Origin of the sequence: Bradyrhizobium sp. 33ap4 (assembly GCF_032654765.1) — a bacterium.
GTDB lineage: Bacteria > Pseudomonadota > Alphaproteobacteria > Rhizobiales > Xanthobacteraceae > Bradyrhizobium > Bradyrhizobium australafricanum.
In genome coordinates, this window is sequence record NZ_JAUMTJ010000012.1 from 112,863 (window position 1) to 132,298 (window position 19,436).

A 19,436-nucleotide genomic window follows, 5' to 3' on the forward strand; every position below is an offset into this window, starting at 1 on the left:
AACGTCGGCGATCAACTACGGTCCATCGGCTTTGGCGCCATCTGGCGGCTTGCCGGCCATTGCGGACGAAAAAGCGACCGAGCTCCGTTCGGCTTCAGCTTCTTGCTCCAATTCTAGAATATGCGCTCTTAGCGCATCGGATGTCGCTTCCGCTGTCTTGCTGAATAACGGATCCCCGTCATTGGTGCGGGCGGATGCGATTTCGGTCCAATCCTCAGCCGATAGAGCCTTAACGGCGGCGGGGAAGAAATCTCGTTCCTCCCACATCATGTGGTGCCGCTCCCGCAATATAAAGTCGCGTACGATGTTGCTGACGTCTTGCCGAACGAGTTCACGATCCGCGAGGATACCATCGATAGCTTGAGCGAAGTGGTGCAGACGGTCGATGACTTCCCGGTGTTCGTGCGCGAGATCGCCGACGATTGCAGCCGCGTCCGGGTCGCGAGTTCTAAGCTTGGAGAAAATCAGGTCTTCCTGAGGATGATGGTACACCTCCGGGTAAACCTCGAAGTAGCTGATAATCGCGCGAATTACCTCATAGTCTGGACGGATCCCATGCTCAAAAATCTCCAATTCGCGTTGGAGGGCGACCAGAAGCAGGTCAATGTTGCGATGCTCTCGAAGCAAAAAATCGATGATCATTGCGGTGCTCCACGGAGGAACAATGTAAATAGCGATCCTGCATCCATCTAGATCGCCCAAGCAGAGGTTCGGGCGTCCGTCGTGCGCTGCGATTTGTCGGACGTTCGATGCTCAGAGTTTGCGTATTTCCCAGCGCCTCTCGAGCTTACCCCAGATCCTGCGCAAAGCGGCTGGGCAGTTTGTCGCTCCGTAGCTCGATTCGGCGCAAAGTCGGCAGCGCGATCACGCCATTCTGCTCAAGTTGAGTGAGCGTGCGTGAAACTGTTTCGATGGTCAAACCAAGGTAATCGGCAACATCCTGCCGCGACATGGGCAGTTCGATCGCAGCGTTCTTCGTCGCGCGGCGTGACATATCGAGCAGGAATGACACGACGCGCTCTTCAGCGCTGCTGATCAGGAGCATCAGATGTTCCTGAAAGCGGCGGAGTTCAAGCGCCATCGCATCCCAGAGCTGCCGTGTGAGCTCGCTCTCGTGGCTGGCGCGATCGATGAGGGCACTGCGCTTCACCGTCAAAAGGTGCGTTTCACAGACCGCCTCCGCCGAAGAGATATGGCTGTCTCCTGCCTCAAAGCCGAAGATGTCACCGGGCAAATAAAACGCGCCAATCTGACGACGTCCATCCACCATAATCCTGTAGCTTCTCACAGCACCCGATACCACCTGATATAGGTATTCCGCTGCTTCGTCCTCGCCATAGATCTCGCTGTTGCGGGCGAACCGCATCGGGGTCGCAACCATACCAAACGGTCCATAGGTACGAGGCTGGCCACGCAAGACGCTGCTCGGATGATGGCTGATCTCGTGAATACTCGCGGCCTGTACGTACATGGCGGACTCGATCTTCGAAACGTCGATAGGACGCAGATTGGCCGCTTCCAACGAAGTAGAAAATTTGGATGTTTCCCCTAAGTAGAACCCACTAAGTATTTATACGTAAGAATACGTGCGGCGCAGCCCTTTGCTTGATCAAATACGGCTCAAAGTCGACCGGGCTGCGTTTGGATTGGGGAGCTGCATGCCGGCTTACCGGTGTTCAGCTTGAGCTCGGACATCGTCGGGTAGAGCGGTGACCAGATTGTCCACGCTCCTCGAGACCGGTAGCGTAGGTGCAATATTCGAAAATGGCGGCGCAGGCTCAGCGGCTCCGCCTCGCGAGCGACGGCGGGTGCACGAAAGCCAAACAGCCGGCGCTCCTGTTCTTCAGATCGGCGGTCGGCCGGTGCCTCCCTCAGCCGATGAGGCATGTCGCGTCGAAAATTCTTGCCTTCAGTGTGACATCAAGACCGGGACGGAGTTTTCACGAAGCAGGTCTGCTGAAAGGCCCCCGCGCAGCCTTTCGCGCAGCCGACAGCGGCCGTATCCGCCCATCACCAGCAGGTCGAGGCTTTCGTCCGCGACAAGCGACAAGAGCGCGCGGTGCGCCGACTTGGATGCCGGAAGCGACACGATCTTTGCAGGAAGCCCTGACCGTGCAAAATACTGTTCCAAGTGCTCGGTGGAACTTTCTGCCGGGATCTTGTGGGCAGAAGTGATCGCGATGATGGTCAGCGCGTCGGCTTCGCGCAGCAGTGGCATCGCGTCGTGCAACGCGCGGGCCGCAGGGCGGCTGCCGTCCCAGCATATCCCGACCCGTCTGGCCGAAAGAGCGCCGTGGAAGACGCTTGGCAGATACAGAACTGGCTTGCCGGCCTGAGACAGGATCTCCTTGGGAATAACGTTGTCATAGCTGTCGTAGCCGCTCTGGGGCTGCGTAACGATCGTCATGTCGTGCACGCGCGCGCTGGCGCAGATGCTTCGACGCGCCTCCGCTGGAACCGCACTGAGGGCGCGGCTCGCATAGGAAATGCCGGCGCTCCTCGCCCGCAGATCAAAGATACGAAGCGCCGCTTCGGCTCGCTCCAGCGCATGCGCCTGCTCGATTTCAAAGACCGAAGTAACGGCCGCCCCGCCGAGTGCAGCGAGCGGAATAATGGTCCTCTCGTAACCGATTGCCATAGCGTCAAGGTGCGCGCCCGTGATCTGTGCGAAAGAAATCGAACCGTTCACCGTAGCCCGTACCGGGAGCTCCGTGGGAAGATGGACCAATATATTCCCGAACATTGCGGTTCTCCGGACGTGAAAGGATTGCTGCCCATCGGAGTATAAATCTGACCGCGCGTTTGATCTGCTTCATGCACGGTCGTTGATTTGTCGAGGCAGGATCAAATCGGCGACGGACAGTTCGTGCAGGTCCGATGCCAAGTAGAACCAGCATGGCATGTGTTGCATCAGTCATGTCAACCATGAATCCTGCACGATTCGTGCAGAGCGATTTTTGCTGCACAGATGAGGGGGATTGAGGTGGCCGGAGATCGTGGATGTGTCCATTGCCGCCATTCCCCGCTCGACATTCATGTGTCGAAAACGGATGCAGCGACAGGAGCGCCCAGCCAGTAACGGAATCTGATGCGCGGCTGGTTGGCTGCGGTCGAGCCGGTTGCGCCAATGCTTCAACTGCTGCTGGAAAGTCGATCAGCGACATGCGAGGACAGATCGTCGCAGACGGGGGCGGACGCCAGCGCGACGTGCGCGTGCACCTTTCGCCGGGCCCGCCTTGATTTTCGTCATTGCCGGTCTGTGGTCCTGGCCTGTGCGCAAGTCGTTGCCGGGCAATGCGCTCCGCGCCCACGCGATTGTGGATCATTTATCGACAAATTCGTCTAAGATCTGCCGCACCAACGCTCGTCGCTTATAGCGCGTGCTCGCGACCCCGCTAGAGTCCGGCGGCAATGGCGATCCGCATCAACTCGGACATGCTGCGTACACTGGTCTTGGCCATGAGGTTGGCGCGGTAAACCTCGACCGTTCGCGGGCTGATGCCAAGATCGTGCGCGATTACCTTGTTGATCTTGCCGGCCAATAGTCCCCGCAGGACGTCACGCTCGCGCGAAGTGAGGTCCGCCAGGCGGGCTTCCGCCTCCAGTTTCGCTGCGTCATCGGCTGGCTTCATAGGCCGCGCTTCCAAAGCGGCGTTGATGGCGCGCAACAGTACCTCGTCCTCGAACGGCTTCTCGATGAAATCGACCGCACCCGCCTTCATCGCTTCAACCGCCAGCGATACGTCACCATGACCGGTTATCAGGACGACGGGACAGTCGATCCGATCGGCCTTCAGCTTGCGCATCAGTTCAAGGCCGCTCATGCCTGGCATGCGGATATCCGATACGACGCAGTCGACTGGACCGCTCGCGATGTCATTGAGAAACTCGGCCGCCGTCTCGTGGGTTGCAACCCAGAAACCACTAATATCAAGCAGAAAGGCCAAAGAATCCCGCATCGCGTCGTCGTCGTCGATCACTAGAATGCGCCGCGCAGTCATGCTTCTTCACCGACCTCCGCAAATGGCAGCGTGAACTGAAAGATCGTGCCTCCGCCAGGATTCGCTTCCGCGACGATGTGACCGCCATGGGATTCGACGATTGTCCGGCAGATTGATAGTCCAACACCCATGCCGTGCTCCTTTGTTGTGACAAAGGGCTGGAACATGCGGTCGGCAACATCAGGGCTGATGCCGGAACCCGTATCGGCGACGGTGAATCTGGCGAGACCGTCGACCTTGCTAACTCCGACGGTCAATTCGCGACGCGGACAGGAAGCCATCGCCTCGATTGCATTGCGTATCAGGTTCAGCGCGACTTGCTGGATCTGGATCTTGTCTACGATCATTGACGGCAGATCGCGATCGCTGCGCATCGTTACCCGCACGCCTTGCTCCTTGGCGCCGAGCAGGGCCAGCGCCACAGCCTCTTCAAGAAGCGTGAGCGGATTTTCCACAGAATGCTGCGTCTCGCCTTTGGCAACAAATTCCCGCAGGCGCTTGATGATATCGCCGGCGCGCAGAGCCTGTTGGACAGCGTTTTCGAGTGCATCACCGATGCGACTGGCGTTTGGCTTGTCTGCCGCCAGCAGAACTTTTGCGCCGCGCATGTAATTCGTGATGGCGGAGAGCGGCTGGTTGATTTCATGGGCGATGGACGATGCCATCTCACCCATGGCGGTCAACCGAGACACGTGGACGAGTTCAGACTGCAACTCCTGGAGCCTGCGTTCCTGCGCCCGCCGTTCGGTCAGGTCTCGGATGAAGCCGGTGAAGAAGCGTTCGCCGCGCACTTTGGCCTCGCCGACGGCAAGCTCCATCGGAAAGGTCGAGCCGTCGCTCCGCTCGCCGACCACAATGCGCCCGACGCCAATGATGCGCTGCTCGCCGGTGGTCAGATAACGTTCAATGTAGCGGTCGTGCTCGGATCGGTAGGGCTGCGGCATCAACTTGGATACATTCCTTCCAACCACGTCGTCCGGCATCCAGCCGAATAAACGCACAGCCGCGGCGCTGAACGAGCGAATGATGCCCTTCTCGTCAATCACGATCATGGCTTCCGGTACGGTGTCCAGGATCGATTGCAGATGGGCCTGCCGATACCGCGCCTGCACCGATTCCTGCCGCAGCCGGTCGCCCATGAAGCCAAGCATGGGACCAAGTACCGCGAAGGCTGCAATATCGATCGTGTTCGCGGAAACGGTGATGAGGCCTTTCCCAAGCACTGCGACGCTGACGACAAGGCAGAGCAGGGTAGCGAAGCTCGCCGGTCCACGCCCGCCGGCGAAAGCGGCAAAAACGATCGCCGGAAGGTAGATGATCGTAAATGAGCGATCCTCGAGATACGGATTTAACGCTGCGCGGAGCACGAGGGCGAGCGCGGCGGCTGCCACCGCAGTGCCATAACGATACCAGATGTGGTCGGACATATCTGCCGGTAGACCCTCTCATTCAATCGAACCTACATCGTTTGGCCGCAGGAGACCACCGAAGGCAGACGCGTGCCGATTTACGGCCGATATATTGTGCAGGAAGGCGCGATCGTTATTTGAGCCAAATGCGCCAATGCGTGGGCTGCACAGCGACGTGCTCCCCGCTCGTCGCTCTGATCCAGCCGCCGAAGATCCGGCGGCAGGGGAAGACCAGCCGATGAATGGTATTACCCTCGATCACGCCAATCTCCAGGTCCCGATCAAAGGGCGCCGTCTCGATCCGCTCCCAGGTCACGTTGCTATTACACCCTGGACGGTGTTCATCGCTGCCGACTGACAAATTCAATCACCTTCCAGACAGTCCGAGCGCCATCGCTTGTCCAGCCGCGGGAACAGCTGCAGCCCAATATCGCACACGCCGCGTGCGGTCTCGATTGCGGAGATCGTCGCCTCGGTGCTCTTGGCAGAGGCATCGCTTGACGTTCTCGCAAATATCGGGATTGACGGCTGCGAGGCGGTTTTCCGCCTTTGCTCAAACTGATCCGGACCATCCTGCAATTGTGCCCGCCGCAGGACAAAGTTTGCCGAGGCCTGTCATGTCGAACATCCATTGTTGGCGAGTCGTCTCCTGGCCATGGCATTAATTGGAGGGGGCGCGGATGGCTAGCTGCGCTCGGCTCCGAGCATCGAGCCGGTCCGCGGGTCGATAAAGTGGACACCATCGCAAGCGATGCAGGTGATCTGGTGCAGGTCGTTGGCGGGCTCGGCTGCGTCGACGGGCAGCAGTCCTCGAACCCGGTCGCCTGTATTTGGGCACGACACGATCATGGGGCGCCAAGTCGGTCTGTGAGCCATGTGTCTGACCTATGACTGGGATAATGTTTTTATCGACAGCTCGCCGTTGAAGTATTGATCCAAGTCAAAAAAAGCACGATGCGCGTCTGGAACGACCGACGGCGGCGCGGCCGCCGCGAGTGGTCAGGATGGGCAAGCATGTTCCATCGCGGGTGACTCGCTAGGCCGCGCTTCAGTCCCGACAAACCTGACCGCAGCCGAGTTGATAGAAATCAAAATGCAGGACGCGCATTCATGCGAATGTTGAAGTACACCCCACGCTCACCGCACTGTGACAACGTTTGTCAGTAAAGATGTGAGAGGCGGGAAGGAGATGTTAAATTGATTGCTCGCCTCGCATTGTCGGTGGCCTTGCCGGCGCTGATCGCAGCCATCGGCTTTGGTGCGGAAGCCCTGAACCTTGGCCTTTTCGAAACCTTGGCTGCGGTAAGTCTGATCATCGGCTTTGCCGTTGCGGCGGCAGGGTGGGCTGTCAGGAGCGAGACAGGGGCCGTTTCGCTTTCTTGCTTGCGATCACGGGGGCGCAGGTCTGGCTGTGGCCAATAATTTGGGATGCTGCTTGAGGCAAATCAAATACTCTCCTGGCACGAATGGCAGAATAGGCAAGGATGAGTAAACCCACCTAAAAAGAGGGTAGTCATGCCTTCATTTAACGTTCGCTTCATTAAGACCGTTTGCGACGATACGGGCCACGAGCATCGTGCGTGTCAGGCGGCGTTCAAGGTCGATGCTGCATCGCTGAGTGCTGCTGCGCTCCAGGCGGAGACCGACTTCTGCAAGCAAAAGGGTGTCCGCGATTGGACCATTTTCGCCGATGCAATGGAGCTTCGAGCCCCGCCTGCATTGCCTCCTTCATGGGGCGGCTAGCCTGAACTCGGCTAGCGCCGATGTTCCATCCGCGAGTTCAAGCGTGCTCTTGTAAAACGTCGCTCCGAGCGTCGACAAGCTTGCGATGTTGTTGCCAAGGTAGCAGGCGTCCTGTTGCCCGGGACAGCAATGCGAATGACCTTGCCGCAACTCTTGCCGGCCCGTCGCTCAGCCAGCTGGATGCGCTGCTCCGCAGAGCATCGTCCCGGGTAGGCGATCCGGACGAATGATTTGCTCCGACGTTGATCAAATTTGATGCAGGTCAAAAACAAATCGGCCTCCGGCAGCTATGGCTGCTTCGAGGGATATGACACATGGTCAGCCAACCTGCACATATCGGTGGTCCTTGGCGGTTTAAGAGCTTGCTTGGCCGGTTACGAGCGAGTCTGTCTCGGAAGTCCGAGCTGGCTTACTTGAGCCCGCAGGACGTCGATGCGATCGCGCGTGAGCTTAATCTGTCAACGTCCGCGTTTCGAACCCTGGCGCAGAGTCCGAACTCTTCCGAACTCTTGCGCAAGCGCCTCGCGCTTGCTGGCTTTTCCGAACATGCGCTTGCCGCCTGCCATGGTGACGTGTTGCGCGATCTGCAGCGGGTGTGCGGCCTATGTCCGGCCAAAGGGCGTTGCGCCGCCGACCTCCAAGCAGGTATGCATCGAAATCCGCTGAAAGACTGCCCCAACGAACATACCCTGCGCGCGCTCGGTCGTGAGGTCGATGACGGCCGCCCGCACCGCTTTCGCGATTAATGAGCCCGATCGCTTAGCTCGCCGGAAATGATCTCCCCAAGCATCCCGCGTTCAAGGAAGGCCTAGCCATGACAAGCCCATCCTCCACCTCGAAATCCACGACGATGGGTGAAGCAGGCCTGATGTCGGCATTCGCAGTTTCTGCATTCGTTTTCTATATCGCCGGGGCGATGGGGCACGATTCTGCTTTTACGTTCCACGCATTGCTGGCTTCTGCCGCCAGTCTGATCGCTGCAGCCGTCATCCTCAACCGATACTATGAACGGCCGGCGCAACTCCCGCCGGCCCAGATCAATGGCCGACCGAACTATAATCTTGGTCCGATCAAATTCGCCTCGGTACTCGCGATGTTCTGGGGCATTGCGGGCTTTTCCATTGGTCTGCTGATCGCCTCGCAGCTTGCCTGGCCTGCACTGAATTTTGATCTGGCTTGGACGAGCTTCGGCCGGCTGCGCCCGCTGCACACATCGGCTGTCATATTTGCGTTCGGCGGAAACGTGCTCATTGCGACCTCATTCTACGTCGTGCAGAAGACCTGCCGTACCCGCCTGGCTGGTGATCTTGCGCCATGGTTTGTGGTCGTAGGCTATAATTTCTTCATTCTGATCGCGGGCACTGGGTATCTGTTCGGTGTCACGCAGTCGAAGGAATATGCCGAGCCGGAGTGGTACGCCGATCTTTGGCTCACCATCGTCTGGATCACCTATCTCATTGTGTTCCTGGCGACACTGTTGAAACGGAAAGAGCCGCATATCTTCGTCGCCAACTGGTTCTATCTCGCCTTTATTGTCACCATTGCAGTGCTCCACCTCGGCAACAATCCCGCATTGCCGGTGTCGGTGTTCGGTTCGAAATCCTACATCGCCTGGGGCGGCGTGCAGGATGCCATGTTTCAGTGGTGGTACGGCCATAACGCGGTTGGGTTCTTCCTGACCGCCGGCTTCCTCGCGATCATGTACTACTTCATTCCAAAAAGAGCCGAGCGACCGGTCTATTCTTATCGTCTGTCGATCATCCACTTCTGGGCACTGATCTTCCTCTATATCTGGGCTGGTCCGCACCATCTACACTACACGGCGCTGCCGGACTGGACGCAGACCCTTGGCATGACGTTCTCGATCATGCTGTGGATGCCCTCCTGGGGCGGCATGATCAACGGCCTGATGACGCTTTCGGGCGCTTGGGACAAGCTGCGCACCGACCCGGTGCTCCGTATGCTCGTGGTCTCCGTTGCCTTTTACGGCATGGCGACGTTTGAAGGTCCCACAATGGCGATCAAGGTCGTCAATTCGCTCAGTCATTACACGGATTGGACGGTCGGCCACGTGCATTCGGGCGCGCTGGGCTGGGTCGGCTTCGTATCATTCGGCGCGCTGTATTGTCTGATTCCCTGGCTTTGGAATCGTGAGCTGTATAGCCTCAAGCTCGTCAACTGGCACTTCTGGATCGCCACGATCGGGATCGTGCTCTACATCTCCGCGATGTGGGTGTCCGGAATCCTGCAGGGGCTGATGTGGCGCGCTTACACCTCGCTTGGTTTCCTCGAGTACTCGTTCATCGAGTCGGTCGAGGCCATGCATCCTTTTTACATCATCCGTGCCGCGGGGGGCGCACTGTTCCTGATCGGCGCGCTGATCATGGCCGCCAATCTCTGGATGACGGTGAATGCACAGGAAGCCGGTCAAATCCAGGACGCTCAAGCGCTCCAGGCCGCAGAATAGGTCATCGCATGTCGCTCTGGAACCGACACAAGATATTTGAGAAGAACTCGATCATCCTGATCGCAGGTATCCTTGCCGTGATAGCGGTCGGTGGCCTGGTCGAGATCACGCCGTTGTTCTACCTCAAGAGCACGATCGAGGCGGTGGACGGTGTGCGGCCTTATACGCCGCTCGAGCTTGCCGGCCGCAACATCTACGTACGTGAGGGGTGCTATCTCTGTCACTCGCAGATGATCCGGCCGCTACGCGATGAGGTCGAGCGCTACGGACATTACTCGCTGGCCGCTGAGAGCATGTATGACCACCCGTTTCAATGGGGCTCGAAGCGGACCGGCCCGGACCTCGCGCGTGTTGGCGGGAAATATTCCGATGAATGGCACGTCACGCATTTGAACAATCCGCGCGCCATCGTGCCGCAATCGGTGATGCCAGGCTATCCGTCTCTGGCGAACACGGAGATCGACCTGGCCGACATCGTCGCACATCTGCGCACCAATCGGGCGGTCGGTGTCCCCTATACCGAGGACCAGATCAAGAACGCTGCCGGCGACCTGAAGACGCAGCTCGATCCTGACAGCCCGAACGTCGCATCGTTCCAAAAGCGCTATCCGAGGGCGGCTGTGCGCAATTTCGACGGCGGGACCGGCAATCCGAGCGAACTCGATGCGCTCGTCGCCTACCTGCAAATGCTCGGCACATTGATCGATTTCAAGCTCTACGACGAAAAAGCCAATCTGCGCTGAAGGATCCTTGGATGAAAGCCATTATTTCCATCGAGAGCCTGGCTTCAAGCTTCGTCGTGACGCTCTGGACGCCGTTGTTCGTCGGCATCTTCGTAGCCATCGTCGTTTACGCGCTGTGGCCCCGCAACAAGAGGCGTTTTGATTCTGCAGCGCGCATGCCGCTGCGCCGGGACTGACAGATCATGACCGAGCATAACGACATCGATATCGATCACATCTCTGGCCGCTCCACGACGGGGCACGAATGGGATGGTATAAGGGAACTCAACACACCGCTGCCGCGCTGGTGGATTCTGAGCTTCTACGCCACGATCCTTTGGGCCATGGGTTACTGGGTCGTTTATCCGGCCTGGCCGCTGCTCTCAAGCTACACGACCGGCGTGTTTGACTATTCGACCCGCGCCAGCGTCGTCAATGACCTTGCCGGTCTTGAGAAGCTGCGCGGCGAGAAGATGGCCATGCTCGGCAAGGCGTCTCTGACCGAGATCGAGAAGGATCCGATCCTGCTGGCATTGGCCCGTGGGCGCGGCAAGACGGTGTTCGCGGACAATTGCGCGCCCTGCCATGGCAGCGGCGGCGCGGGTGCCAAGGGGTATCCGAACCTCAATGACGATGACTGGTTGTGGGGCGGGTCGCTCGACCAGATCCTGCAGACCATCCAGTTCGGCGCACGTTCCGGACATGCGAAGGCGCATGAGGGACAAATGCTAGCCTTCGGCCGCGACGGCATCCTCACGAAAACCGAGATTGTCACCGTAGCGAACTACGTGCGATCGCTGTCGGGCTTGACCACGGCAGCCGATTTCGATGCTGCGGCCGGCACAAGGATCTTTGCCGAGAATTGCGCGGTCTGTCATGGCGAGAACGCCAAGGGCAATCAGGCACTCGGCGCGCCGAATCTGACTGACCGCATTTGGCTGTACGGCTCGGATGAGGAGACGCTGGTCGAGACCATCAGCTATGGCCGCGCTGGCATCATGCCGGCTTGGAGCCGGCGGCTCGATCCCGTCACCGTCAAGGCACTTGCCGTCTATGTGCATTCGCTCGGCGGCGGACAATAGGCGAGGTGCGCCGCAATACCTGCGGCGCCGTTGGCCCGGATCAACGTGAGTCACCCGCGTCCGATGTAAGGTCGTCATGAAACCTGCCGTGAACAAGACCGTTTCGCGCGATGACCCGGTAATCGACGAGGATGGACCACTCTATGTAGCCCGTAGGAAGGTCTATCCGCAGAGCGTCCGCGGTACTTTCCGCACCATCAAATGGCGGCTGATGGTGGTGTGTCTGGGCATCTACTATCTGCTGCCATTCGTGCGTTGGCATCGTGGCCTTGGCGCTCCCGACCAGGCGGTGTTGCTCGATTTCTCGAACCGGCGGTTCTACTTCTTCTTCATCGAGCTCTGGCCGCAGGAGCTTTACTACTTCACCGGCTTGCTCGTGCTCGCCGCCATTGCACTGTTCCTGATGAACGCGCTGGGCGGTCGGATTTGGTGTGGTTATCTCTGTCCGCAAACGGTCTGGACCGACCTGTTCCATGCGGTCGAGCGCCGGCTCGAGGGTGACCGTCGCGAGCGGCTGAAGGCCGCCGCACGCCCTATGACGATGGGGCGCGCGGCGAAGCGCGTGCTGAAGCACGCGATCTGGTTGATGATCGCTTGGTGGACCGGCGGCGCCTGGGTGCTCTACTTCGCCGACGCGCCGACCTTGGTGCGCGATCTGGCAACGTTCCAGGCGCCAGCAATTGCCTATATCTGGATCGGGATCCTGACCGCTTCGACATATCTGCTGGCTGGCTACATGCGCGAGCAGGTTTGCGTTTACATGTGTCCTTGGCCGCGCATCCAGGCCGCGCTCACCGATGAATGGGCCCTCAATGTCACCTACAAATACGATCGCGGCGAGCAGCGCTGCTCATTGAAGAAATCATTCGATCTGCGCGCGCGCGGCGAAAGGGCCGGAGACTGCATCGATTGCAATCAATGCGCGGCGGTCTGCCCGACCGGAATCGACATCCGCAATGGCGCCCAGCTGGGCTGCATCCAGTGCGGGCTGTGCGTCGACGCCTGCGATGCCGTCATGAGGAAGATCGGGCGCAGCACGGGCTTGATCGGTTATGACAACGACATCAATATTCAGCGTCGGATGGACGGCAAGCCGGAACTATTCAAGCCGGTACGCCCGCGCACGCTCGTCTATGCTTCATTGATCGTGGTCGTCTGCGCCGTGATGCTTTATGGGCTATCGTCGAGAACTCTGCTCGATCTCAGCATCCTACACGACCGTAATCCCGTGGCGGTCAAGCTCAGCGACGGTTCGGTTCGCAACGGCTATACGGTGCGCTTGCTCAACAAGCGCGACGTCGATCGCGTGATCGCGATCGACGTCGATGGCCCAACCGAAACGTCCGTCCACGTCGTCGGCGCCGATTCCGTGACCGTGGATCGACCGATGATCGTCTTGGCTCGCGATACTACGACAGAACTGCGTGTGCTCCTGACGGCGCCGGTTGACGACAAGTCAGGACACTCGATGCCGGTGAGGTTTCGGGTCACCGATATTGGCCTTGGCGAGGTCGCTTCCGCAATGGATCATTTCGTTCTCCCCTAGCGAGCACTGACCGGATCTGACCATGACCGCATCAATTCGCGTCGCGCGGCCCATCACCGGACGCTTCGTCCTGATTGCCCTTCTCACCTTCTTTTCGGTCGTGATTGGCGCCAATATGCTAATGATGCGCTTTGCCATCACGACCTTGCCGGGGACAGAGGTTGACAGCGCCTATAGCGCCAGCCTCACCTATGAGCGTGAGATCATCGCGGCACGACAGCAGAACGAGCGACGTTGGCAGGTTCAGGTACATATCCACCGGCGGTCAGACGGTGAAGCCGTGCTTGCGATTGAGGCGCGCGACCGCGCAGGCGCGCCTGTCGCTGGAGTGAATTTCATGGCCCGGCTCGAGCGCCCGGTCGACCGCCGGGCCGATCGGGCGATTGATGTCTCGCAGGCCGATGTTGGAACTTTCCGGGGCAGCGCCTCGGGCGTCGCCGTCGGGCAGTGGGATCTCGTGATCGAAGGCGACGCCGGTGGCCGCCGCATGTTTGTATCGAAAAACCGCGTCGTCTTGAACTGAGAGTACATGCCCCATGCAGAAAGACATCGATTTTTCTCACTTTCTGAAAAGGGCGGGCGCGGACCTCGTCCAACTCGACCTCGCGGTAGAGGGCATCAGCTGCGCGGGCTGCATGGGCAAGATCGAGCGCAATTTGTCGAGCATTCCGGATGTGACCTCGGCACGCGTGAACCTTACCGAAAACCGGCTGGTGATCGAATGGAAGGCTGGAGCGCTCGATCCAGCGCTATTTGTCAAGCGGCTCGCCGAACTAGGCTATAGGGCGTATCCCTTCCAGCGGGACAGTGCGGAGACGTTGGAGGCGGAAAGGGCGCAGAGCTTGTTGCGACGGCTCGGCGTCGCCGCCTTTGCCGCGATGAACGTGATGATGCTGTCGATCCCGGTGTGGTCCGGAAATGTCTCGGACATGCTGCCGGAGCAGCGCGACTTCTTTCATTGGCTCTCCGCGCTGATCGTCCTGCCCGCGGCGGCCTATTGTGCGCAACCGTTCTTCTCTTCCGCTTTTGCGGCGCTTCGGGCACGCGGAGCCAATATGGACGTGCCGATCAGCATCGGGATCCTGCTCGCCTTGGCAACTTCGCTGATCGAGACCATCGTTCATGCCGAGCACGCCTTTTTCGATGCGGCAATCATGTTGATCGCCTTCCTTCTCGCAGGCCGCTATCTCGACCAGAACATGAGGCGGCGCACCCGCGCCTTCGCCAGCAACCTTGCTGCACTAAAGGCGGAAACTGCAGCGAAGTTCATAAGTCCTACCGAAATCAGAACCGTTCCTGTGGCGGCGATCAAACCGGGAGATATCGTGCTGGTCCGACCCGGCGAGTGCTGTACCGTCGACGGCAGCGTGATCGGGGGACACTCCGAGGTCGATCAAAGCCTCGTTACCGGCGAGACCTTGCCGGCGATTGCGGCTCCAGGCAGCGCGGTGTTCGCCGGCACATTGGTCCGATCCGGCACCCTGCGCGTCCGCGCGGCGACGGCCTCGGACGGCACACTGCTTGCCGAGATCTCCAGGCTACTTGATCATGCCCTGCAAGCGCGCTCGCGCTATCTGCGCCTCGCCGAGCGCGCGTCGCGGCTCTATGCGCCCATCGTTCACACTACGGCCTTGCTGACGATGCTTGGTTGGCTGGCCTCCGGCGCCGCCTTCCATGACTCGGTCGTCACCGCGATCGCAGTCTTGATCATCACCTGCCCCTGCGCGCTGGGCCTGGCTATCCCCGCGGTGCAGACCGTGGCCTCCGGCGCACTATTCCGTTCCGGCGTGCTGCTCAATGCGGGGGATGCGATCGAGCGTATTGCGCAGGTGGACCGAGTGATCTTCGATAAAACCGGTACGCTGACGCTGCCTGAGCTCGATGTCGCCAACCTCGCTACTATTCCCCACCATGTCATCGAATTGGCAGGCCGGCTCGCGCTGGCGAGCCGCCATCCGATCGCCGCCGCCGTCGCACGAACTGCCGGTGCAAGCGAGCCGCTCGCCGATATCGAAGAGGAGCCCGGGCGAGGGGTCCACGGTTACTATGAGGGAGCGCCGATCCGACTTGGCCACCCCGCCTTCTGCGGTGCCGACAGCCTCGCGAACGAGATCCTGTGCCGTGATCCCGAGGCCTCCGTCGTCGCGTTCAGCCATGGCGACGTCAGGCACGTCTTTGCCGTCCGGCAACGGATACGGCCAGACGCAGCCGAGGTCGTCGCGAGCCTCGCGTGCCTTGGTATCATGGTCGAGATCGTTTCGGGGGATCGTGAGCCAGCTGTCCGGCGGGCCGCCGAGACGCTCGGCATTCAAAGGTGGCGCGCCAACGTCTCGCCGCCGGACAAGGTCGCTCGGATCGAAGACCTGACCAGCCAGGGGCACAAGGTGTTGATGGTCGGCGACGGCTTGAACGATGCGCCCGCGCTCGCTGCAGCGCATGCATCGATGTCGCCTGTCACTGCCACCCATATGAGCCAGGCAGTCGCTGATGTGGTCTTCCTCGGTGAGCGTCTCGAGCCCGTGATGACGGCGGTCAGAGGCTCGCGCAAGGCGCTGCGACTGATGCGGCAGAATCTTTGGCTTGCTGTCGTCTACAACCTTCTGGCTGTGCCCATTGCGATCGCCGGCTTGGTGACGCCGCTGATTGCCGCTGCGGCTATGTCAGGTTCGTCGGTACTGGTCATGTTGAATGCGCTACGGGCACGAAGAAGCGAGGCGGCCTGATGGAAGTCCTGGTCTATCTGGTTCCGCTCGCTCTTTCGCTCGGCTTCTTCGGCCTGCTGGGCTTTCTGTGGTCGCTGAAGAGTGGTCAGTATGACGATCTCGACGGGGTGGCTTGGCGCGCAATCACCGATGAAGAGCCCAACGAGCCGTCGGTGCCGATCCAGATAGTGAAAATGGACCAGGGCATTCGTGGAAGCGGTCGTCAGCGCCGTCCACGCGAGTGCTAGCTCGCGCATCCAGTCGGCCCACCGCGCAACTGGCGAGAACATGCGAGTCGCGAAGTCGGACAGCAAGCAGCTAGTTGAGGGAAGCAGTGCGCTCCATGATCAACAAAGGCTGCTCGATGGTCTGTCCGGCTATCGATGGCGAGCAGTGTGTCCGAGACCACGATAGCTGCAGTCGCGGCTTCAGCCGCTGCCTCGCCCACGACGTCCCATTAGCTGCAGTCTCATCGATCACCGCTATCTCGATCGCGTAATCAATCGGGCCGGCGATGTCGCATTCTCCAGCAAGGTCGACCGTCGGACAACGAGGAACGCTCGAATTTGGACGAGTGTGGCGACTGGAGCCAAAAGCGCTGGCCGTCGATATCGGACGTCGTCCGAAATCTCTCTTTCTAAGAGATCATTGCGAGTGCAAATGATGGCTTTGCCGCTCTCGCGCTACGTCAAGAAAAATGAAAGCTGTTCACGCGACAGGATTGTACCACTTCGATAGGTTGTCGAGATCGCGCAATGGAAGACGAGATCCGATCCAGTTGTCTCGATCAGCGCAAACGAAACTCACGCAGCTAGACGATCAGCTTGCCGACTGTGGCGGGAGCGACCATTACAAGAGATCGCGACGGTGTCTCACAGGGACTTGCATGGATTGATCCCTCCAAGATCGATACAAACCTCGAACCTGAGCAGTTCTCGGACTAATCGCAATTCGCTTGTCAAAAGTTTTCAACGACTTGCTATAACCTGCTTGGTTTCGAACAATGTGCGTCGATGAGGAGAGCTGCATTCGTCAACTCGTGGCGAAGTCTCTTGATACCAAACCTCCACGAAATGTTACAACCGGGCAGCCGTCGTTAATACCTGAGATATTGTCTTCTGAACATATGAGCGAGCTTGCAACTTTGCGCGAGTGCTATGTTGCCTCTTTTTTACGGTCGTCGCTTTGAAAAAACTATGTTACAAGCCGCTCCTCTCAAAAGGAGCATTCATTGTGAAAAAAGCAACCAAGAAACGCGTTAAGCGGCGCGAGTGGACCAAGGCAGATATCAAGGAGCTCAAGGTCCATTCAAAGGCTCGAACGCCGGTCACAAAGATATCAAAAATGACCAAACGCTCTGTCGGTGCGCTACGCCAGAAGGCCCTGCATCTTGGCATCGGATTGGGACATCAGCGTTAGCTTATGGAATGTGCTGGTGATTGGTCAGTAGGGCGGCTCCCGGGCCGCCCTTATTGGCTGTTGGATTTGTGTCGCAACTGCGCTTCGCGGATTTCCGCAGAACGGTATGCGGCTCGAATCCTGCCTGGCCCTGCACCGGTCGCTGTTTAAAGCGCAGTAATTCCGGCCATGAATATAGCCCAACTCCTGAAGGAACAAACTTCGAGCCCAGAGCTGATTTCCCTTGATTTCATTGCGCGATCGTTGCTGCTGATACCGAGAATGTAGGTTGTGAAGCGCTATAATGTGAAGTGTCGAAGCCTGCGTGCTCGGTGAGTACAGCCTGCATTCTTCGTGAACGTCTGGTGTGCTTCCCGGTGTGTTCCTGCCAGAGGCCCTGAGCGCCTTGGACTGATGAGGTGGCAGAGTTCCAGCAGCTGATCCGAGGAGAACTTGTCGTTTGCGTCACCAACGGCCTGTCGCTCGAAGGAGTTTCGCCGGCACAGCGCAGAACGTGTGTGTCCGTGATCGGCGGTCCGCTCGCGGTTTTGTGGGGGCGCAGGATTGAGATTTGCAGAGAGATGAGCATTTCACTCAGTGCTCGCTACAGCTTCACGATTGCGGTCGGCCTCCAGCGCGCGGCATCTTTGACGAAGCCTTGAAAGGAGCCTGGTAGTTGCTGCCATCTCGGCATAAACTGGCTACATCACGAAACTGAGCCTATACGCACTTCTTGGCCGGTTTGCCTAAGTGCAAAATTCAGCTGTCTCGTTGTCACTGTGATCGGCTCCTCTCGGCTGACCAAGGAGAAAGTTGCGTAATGGCCTTTGGAGTAGGTCTTTAAAATCAGGACGCGATAGTGTCGCCGATGAGTAATCTTGCGAGTGGGTATTACGCGAAGATCATGGGGGGCTACGGCTTGGGCGTAAGCGTACCCGGCCGCGCCCGCCGGTTCGCTCGAGCTTCGGAGCGATACGGTGCGCCCAGCAGCAATAGAAACAGCGCACGGTTGGCTTGATAGCTGGCGGCGGAGCGGCTGCGTCCTGAGCCCGTCATCACGCGGGTACCTTCGGCCGTATAAACGCACCACAACCACCTTCGTCCGCGCTGCTTCAAGAATGACTCGAAAACTGGAAGCGTTGACATGGGCTACGGAGCGTCATTTCTGACGGTCGCCCGTTTGGTCTTCGGAAGGCCAGAGACGCTCTCACGGCGAACCTTCTCCAGACGATGCCTGACCGCGGCCAGCTGGGTAATGAACTCGTTTGATCCGCTTACCCCGAATTCATCAGAGGCGAGCTCGTCCAGTCCTGGCTGTTGCGGCGCCAAAGTCAACAGGCGTTTGCGAGTTTTGGCCGTCAGCGTCATCTGCACGACCCGAGCATCGCTCGCGCACTGCTTGCGCCGCAGGAATCCACTTTTCTCTAGTAGCTTTGAGTGGGTCGTGACGAAGGAAGGGTCAACGTGCATCAACTTTGACACCACGTTGACGGAGACACCATTTTCCTTGCCTAAGTAGGCCACTGCCATCAGGATCATCCACTGTGGTCCAGTGACGCCGAGGACATGAGCTCGGAATCTGGCAAGCTCTTCGAGACACGCACTGATTGACCTGATCTCCCACATGAACGGCCGGACCGTCTCCAGCCCCTCAGTAGAGACACTTTCAAGCGTGCTGGCTAGACCGGGCAAATCCGGCGGCATCGTAGGTCAGGTTCCATCGTTCACCGGCTTCCCTTAGCGCGAATTGGCAGTAGGTACAACGCCGTAAGAGCAAGCAAATCAAACACTTGGTACGGTCCGGACGGATAGGGTAGCGTGCGTAGGGATGCTGGGGGGGCCTCGCTCATTGTCTTGAAGACTAGCGACGGCATTCACGGGCAACTTGCATGTGTCGGTGCTGCACGCCGGTCGGATCGCTGCGCCTGCCAGCTGAGATAGCCGTGATTACCGTGTGCTTCTTGCCTCACTCGCTGATCTGTCCGCTCTCCTGCCAAATTTCTCGGGCATGCCGAGCATCACGGAGGCGCATGTCGCCTTCTTACGTCGGCGATGTAACAACGTCCCTACGGCGCAGGCATTTATCCGGTAAACGTCCGTATAGTTCTTCCCAACCTTCCCATGTCGATAGCCAATCTTCGTAGAGTTGAGCTGACCTTTGACTTCGTTATAACTGTGTGAGCAACGGGGGCAGCGAAATGCTTCTTTGACCGTTAAACCGCCGAACGCAATAGCTCTTGAGATCAATTGCAAGCGCAAATCTTCTCAGATGATGCGTTCAGCGCAAGCGGCCGCCTCACGTGATCTCACGGCCTGCGCTATTCGCTCAATCGAACTAGTGCTGCGGCGGGGGGCGCTTAATGAGG

At 59.0% G+C, this 19,436-nt stretch carries 17 protein-coding genes; 11 read left to right on the top strand and 6 right to left on the bottom strand.

The annotated features are described in order from the left end of the window. Nucleotides 1-15: 15 nt before the first annotated feature. The 5 genes from Q2M23_RS11705 to Q2M23_RS11725 all read right to left on the bottom strand — a co-directional run bounded on the left by Q2M23_RS11705 (nucleotide 16) and on the right by Q2M23_RS11725 (nucleotide 5,428). Entirely contained in the window at nucleotides 16-642 is a 627-nt protein-coding gene (locus tag Q2M23_RS11705; RefSeq protein WP_316395648.1) for a hemerythrin domain-containing protein, read from the bottom strand. Between the two features lie 145 nt (nucleotides 643-787). Next, nucleotides 788-1,471 (bottom strand): helix-turn-helix domain-containing protein, encoded by a 684-nt coding sequence (locus Q2M23_RS11710; protein ID WP_316395649.1) that lies wholly within the window; start codon nucleotides 1,469-1,471, stop codon nucleotides 788-790. A gap of 438 nt (nucleotides 1,472-1,909) precedes the next feature. Continuing rightward, nucleotides 1,910-2,743 carry a universal stress protein gene (locus Q2M23_RS11715; protein ID WP_316395650.1) on the bottom strand — a complete coding sequence of 278 codons (834 nt, stop codon included), beginning with the start codon at nucleotides 2,741-2,743 and terminating at the stop codon, nucleotides 1,910-1,912. A gap of 652 nt (nucleotides 2,744-3,395) precedes the next feature. After that, nucleotides 3,396-4,001, bottom strand: coding sequence for a response regulator FixJ (gene fixJ, locus Q2M23_RS11720; RefSeq protein WP_316395651.1), 606 nt, complete (start codon nucleotides 3,999-4,001; stop codon nucleotides 3,396-3,398). Next, nucleotides 3,998-5,428 (bottom strand): PAS domain S-box protein, encoded by a 1,431-nt coding sequence (locus tag Q2M23_RS11725; protein WP_316395652.1) that lies wholly within the window; start codon nucleotides 5,426-5,428, stop codon nucleotides 3,998-4,000. Before Q2M23_RS11725 ends, fixJ begins: the two co-directional genes overlap by 4 nt. Nucleotides 5,429-6,925: 1,497 nt before the next feature. Here Q2M23_RS11725 and Q2M23_RS11730 point away from each other — a divergent pair. The 11 genes from Q2M23_RS11730 to Q2M23_RS11780 all read left to right on the top strand — a co-directional run bounded on the left by Q2M23_RS11730 (nucleotide 6,926) and on the right by Q2M23_RS11780 (nucleotide 17,091). Further along, nucleotides 6,926-7,153, top strand: a complete 228-nt coding sequence (locus Q2M23_RS11730) for a hypothetical protein (RefSeq protein ID WP_082653909.1) — start codon at nucleotides 6,926-6,928, stop codon at nucleotides 7,151-7,153. A gap of 413 nt (nucleotides 7,154-7,566) precedes the next feature. Continuing rightward, complete coding sequence (locus Q2M23_RS11735; protein ID WP_316395653.1) at nucleotides 7,567-7,899, top strand: hypothetical protein; 333 nt, start codon at nucleotides 7,567-7,569, stop codon at nucleotides 7,897-7,899. 104 nt (nucleotides 7,900-8,003) lie between these two features. Then, complete coding sequence (gene ccoN / locus Q2M23_RS11740; RefSeq protein WP_410469717.1) at nucleotides 8,004-9,620, top strand: cytochrome-c oxidase, cbb3-type subunit I; 1,617 nt, start codon at nucleotides 8,004-8,006, stop codon at nucleotides 9,618-9,620. Nucleotides 9,621-9,628: 8 nt separating this feature from the next. Next, a complete protein-coding gene (gene ccoO, locus Q2M23_RS11745; RefSeq protein ID WP_316395655.1) occupies nucleotides 9,629-10,363 on the top strand; it encodes a cytochrome-c oxidase, cbb3-type subunit II in 735 nt (244 codons plus the stop codon). Between the two features lie 11 nt (nucleotides 10,364-10,374). Further along, on the top strand, nucleotides 10,375-10,539 hold the full coding sequence (locus tag Q2M23_RS11750) for a cbb3-type cytochrome c oxidase subunit 3 (RefSeq protein WP_057018760.1): 165 nt from the start codon (nucleotides 10,375-10,377) through the stop codon (nucleotides 10,537-10,539). Between the two features lie 6 nt (nucleotides 10,540-10,545). Continuing rightward, entirely contained in the window at nucleotides 10,546-11,424 is an 879-nt protein-coding gene (gene ccoP / locus Q2M23_RS11755; protein ID WP_316395656.1) for a cytochrome-c oxidase, cbb3-type subunit III, read from the top strand. Between the two features lie 76 nt (nucleotides 11,425-11,500). Continuing rightward, entirely contained in the window at nucleotides 11,501-12,970 is a 1,470-nt protein-coding gene (gene ccoG / locus Q2M23_RS11760; protein ID WP_410469713.1) for a cytochrome c oxidase accessory protein CcoG, read from the top strand. Nucleotides 12,971-12,992: 22 nt separating this feature from the next. Further along, nucleotides 12,993-13,493, top strand: coding sequence for a FixH family protein (locus tag Q2M23_RS11765; protein ID WP_316395658.1), 501 nt, complete (start codon nucleotides 12,993-12,995; stop codon nucleotides 13,491-13,493). A gap of 13 nt (nucleotides 13,494-13,506) precedes the next feature. Then, complete coding sequence (locus Q2M23_RS11770) at nucleotides 13,507-15,693, top strand: heavy metal translocating P-type ATPase (RefSeq protein ID WP_316395659.1); 2,187 nt, start codon at nucleotides 13,507-13,509, stop codon at nucleotides 15,691-15,693. Further along, nucleotides 15,693-15,920, top strand: a complete 228-nt coding sequence (gene ccoS, locus Q2M23_RS11775; RefSeq protein ID WP_410469714.1) for a cbb3-type cytochrome oxidase assembly protein CcoS — start codon at nucleotides 15,693-15,695, stop codon at nucleotides 15,918-15,920. The genes Q2M23_RS11770 and ccoS overlap by 1 nt, the downstream gene beginning before the upstream one ends. Before the next feature lie 985 nt (nucleotides 15,921-16,905). Continuing rightward, a complete protein-coding gene (locus Q2M23_RS11780; RefSeq protein ID WP_075968370.1) occupies nucleotides 16,906-17,091 on the top strand; it encodes a hypothetical protein in 186 nt (61 codons plus the stop codon). A 1,128-nt stretch (nucleotides 17,092-18,219) separates the two neighbouring features. On the opposite strand, the gene Q2M23_RS11785 is transcribed toward Q2M23_RS11780, so the two are convergent. Continuing rightward, nucleotides 18,220-18,774, bottom strand: a complete 555-nt coding sequence (locus Q2M23_RS11785; protein WP_316395661.1) for a MarR family winged helix-turn-helix transcriptional regulator — start codon at nucleotides 18,772-18,774, stop codon at nucleotides 18,220-18,222. Nucleotides 18,775-19,436 lie beyond the last annotated feature (662 nt).

Excerpts from the sequence above, each read along its gene's own strand:
- ccoN (WP_410469717.1), top strand. The coding sequence starts at position 8,004 with ATGGGTGAAGCAGGCCTGATGTCGGCATTCGCAGTTTCTGCATTCGTT.
- Q2M23_RS11710 (WP_316395649.1), bottom strand. The coding sequence starts at position 1,471 with ATGTACGTACAGGCCGCGAGTATTCACGAGATCAGCCATCATCCGAGC.
- Q2M23_RS11765 (WP_316395658.1), top strand. The coding sequence starts at position 12,993 with ATGACCGCATCAATTCGCGTCGCGCGGCCCATCACCGGACGCTTCGTC.
- ccoG (WP_410469713.1), top strand. The coding sequence starts at position 11,501 with ATGAAACCTGCCGTGAACAAGACCGTTTCGCGCGATGACCCGGTAATC.
- Q2M23_RS11785 (WP_316395661.1), bottom strand. The coding sequence starts at position 18,774 with ATGCCGCCGGATTTGCCCGGTCTAGCCAGCACGCTTGAAAGTGTCTCT.
- Q2M23_RS11770 (WP_316395659.1), top strand. The coding sequence starts at position 13,507 with ATGCAGAAAGACATCGATTTTTCTCACTTTCTGAAAAGGGCGGGCGCG.
- Q2M23_RS11705 (WP_316395648.1), bottom strand. The coding sequence starts at position 642 with ATGATCATCGATTTTTTGCTTCGAGAGCATCGCAACATTGACCTGCTT.
- ccoP (WP_316395656.1), top strand. The coding sequence starts at position 10,546 with ATGACCGAGCATAACGACATCGATATCGATCACATCTCTGGCCGCTCC.
- Q2M23_RS11730 (WP_082653909.1), top strand. The coding sequence starts at position 6,926 with ATGCCTTCATTTAACGTTCGCTTCATTAAGACCGTTTGCGACGATACG.
- fixJ (WP_316395651.1), bottom strand. The coding sequence starts at position 4,001 with ATGACTGCGCGGCGCATTCTAGTGATCGACGACGACGACGCGATGCGG.
- Q2M23_RS11715 (WP_316395650.1), bottom strand. The coding sequence starts at position 2,743 with ATGTTCGGGAATATATTGGTCCATCTTCCCACGGAGCTCCCGGTACGG.
- Q2M23_RS11725 (WP_316395652.1), bottom strand. The coding sequence starts at position 5,428 with ATGTCCGACCACATCTGGTATCGTTATGGCACTGCGGTGGCAGCCGCC.
- ccoS (WP_410469714.1), top strand. The coding sequence starts at position 15,693 with ATGGAAGTCCTGGTCTATCTGGTTCCGCTCGCTCTTTCGCTCGGCTTC.
- Q2M23_RS11750 (WP_057018760.1), top strand. The coding sequence starts at position 10,375 with ATGAAAGCCATTATTTCCATCGAGAGCCTGGCTTCAAGCTTCGTCGTG.
- ccoO (WP_316395655.1), top strand. The coding sequence starts at position 9,629 with ATGTCGCTCTGGAACCGACACAAGATATTTGAGAAGAACTCGATCATC.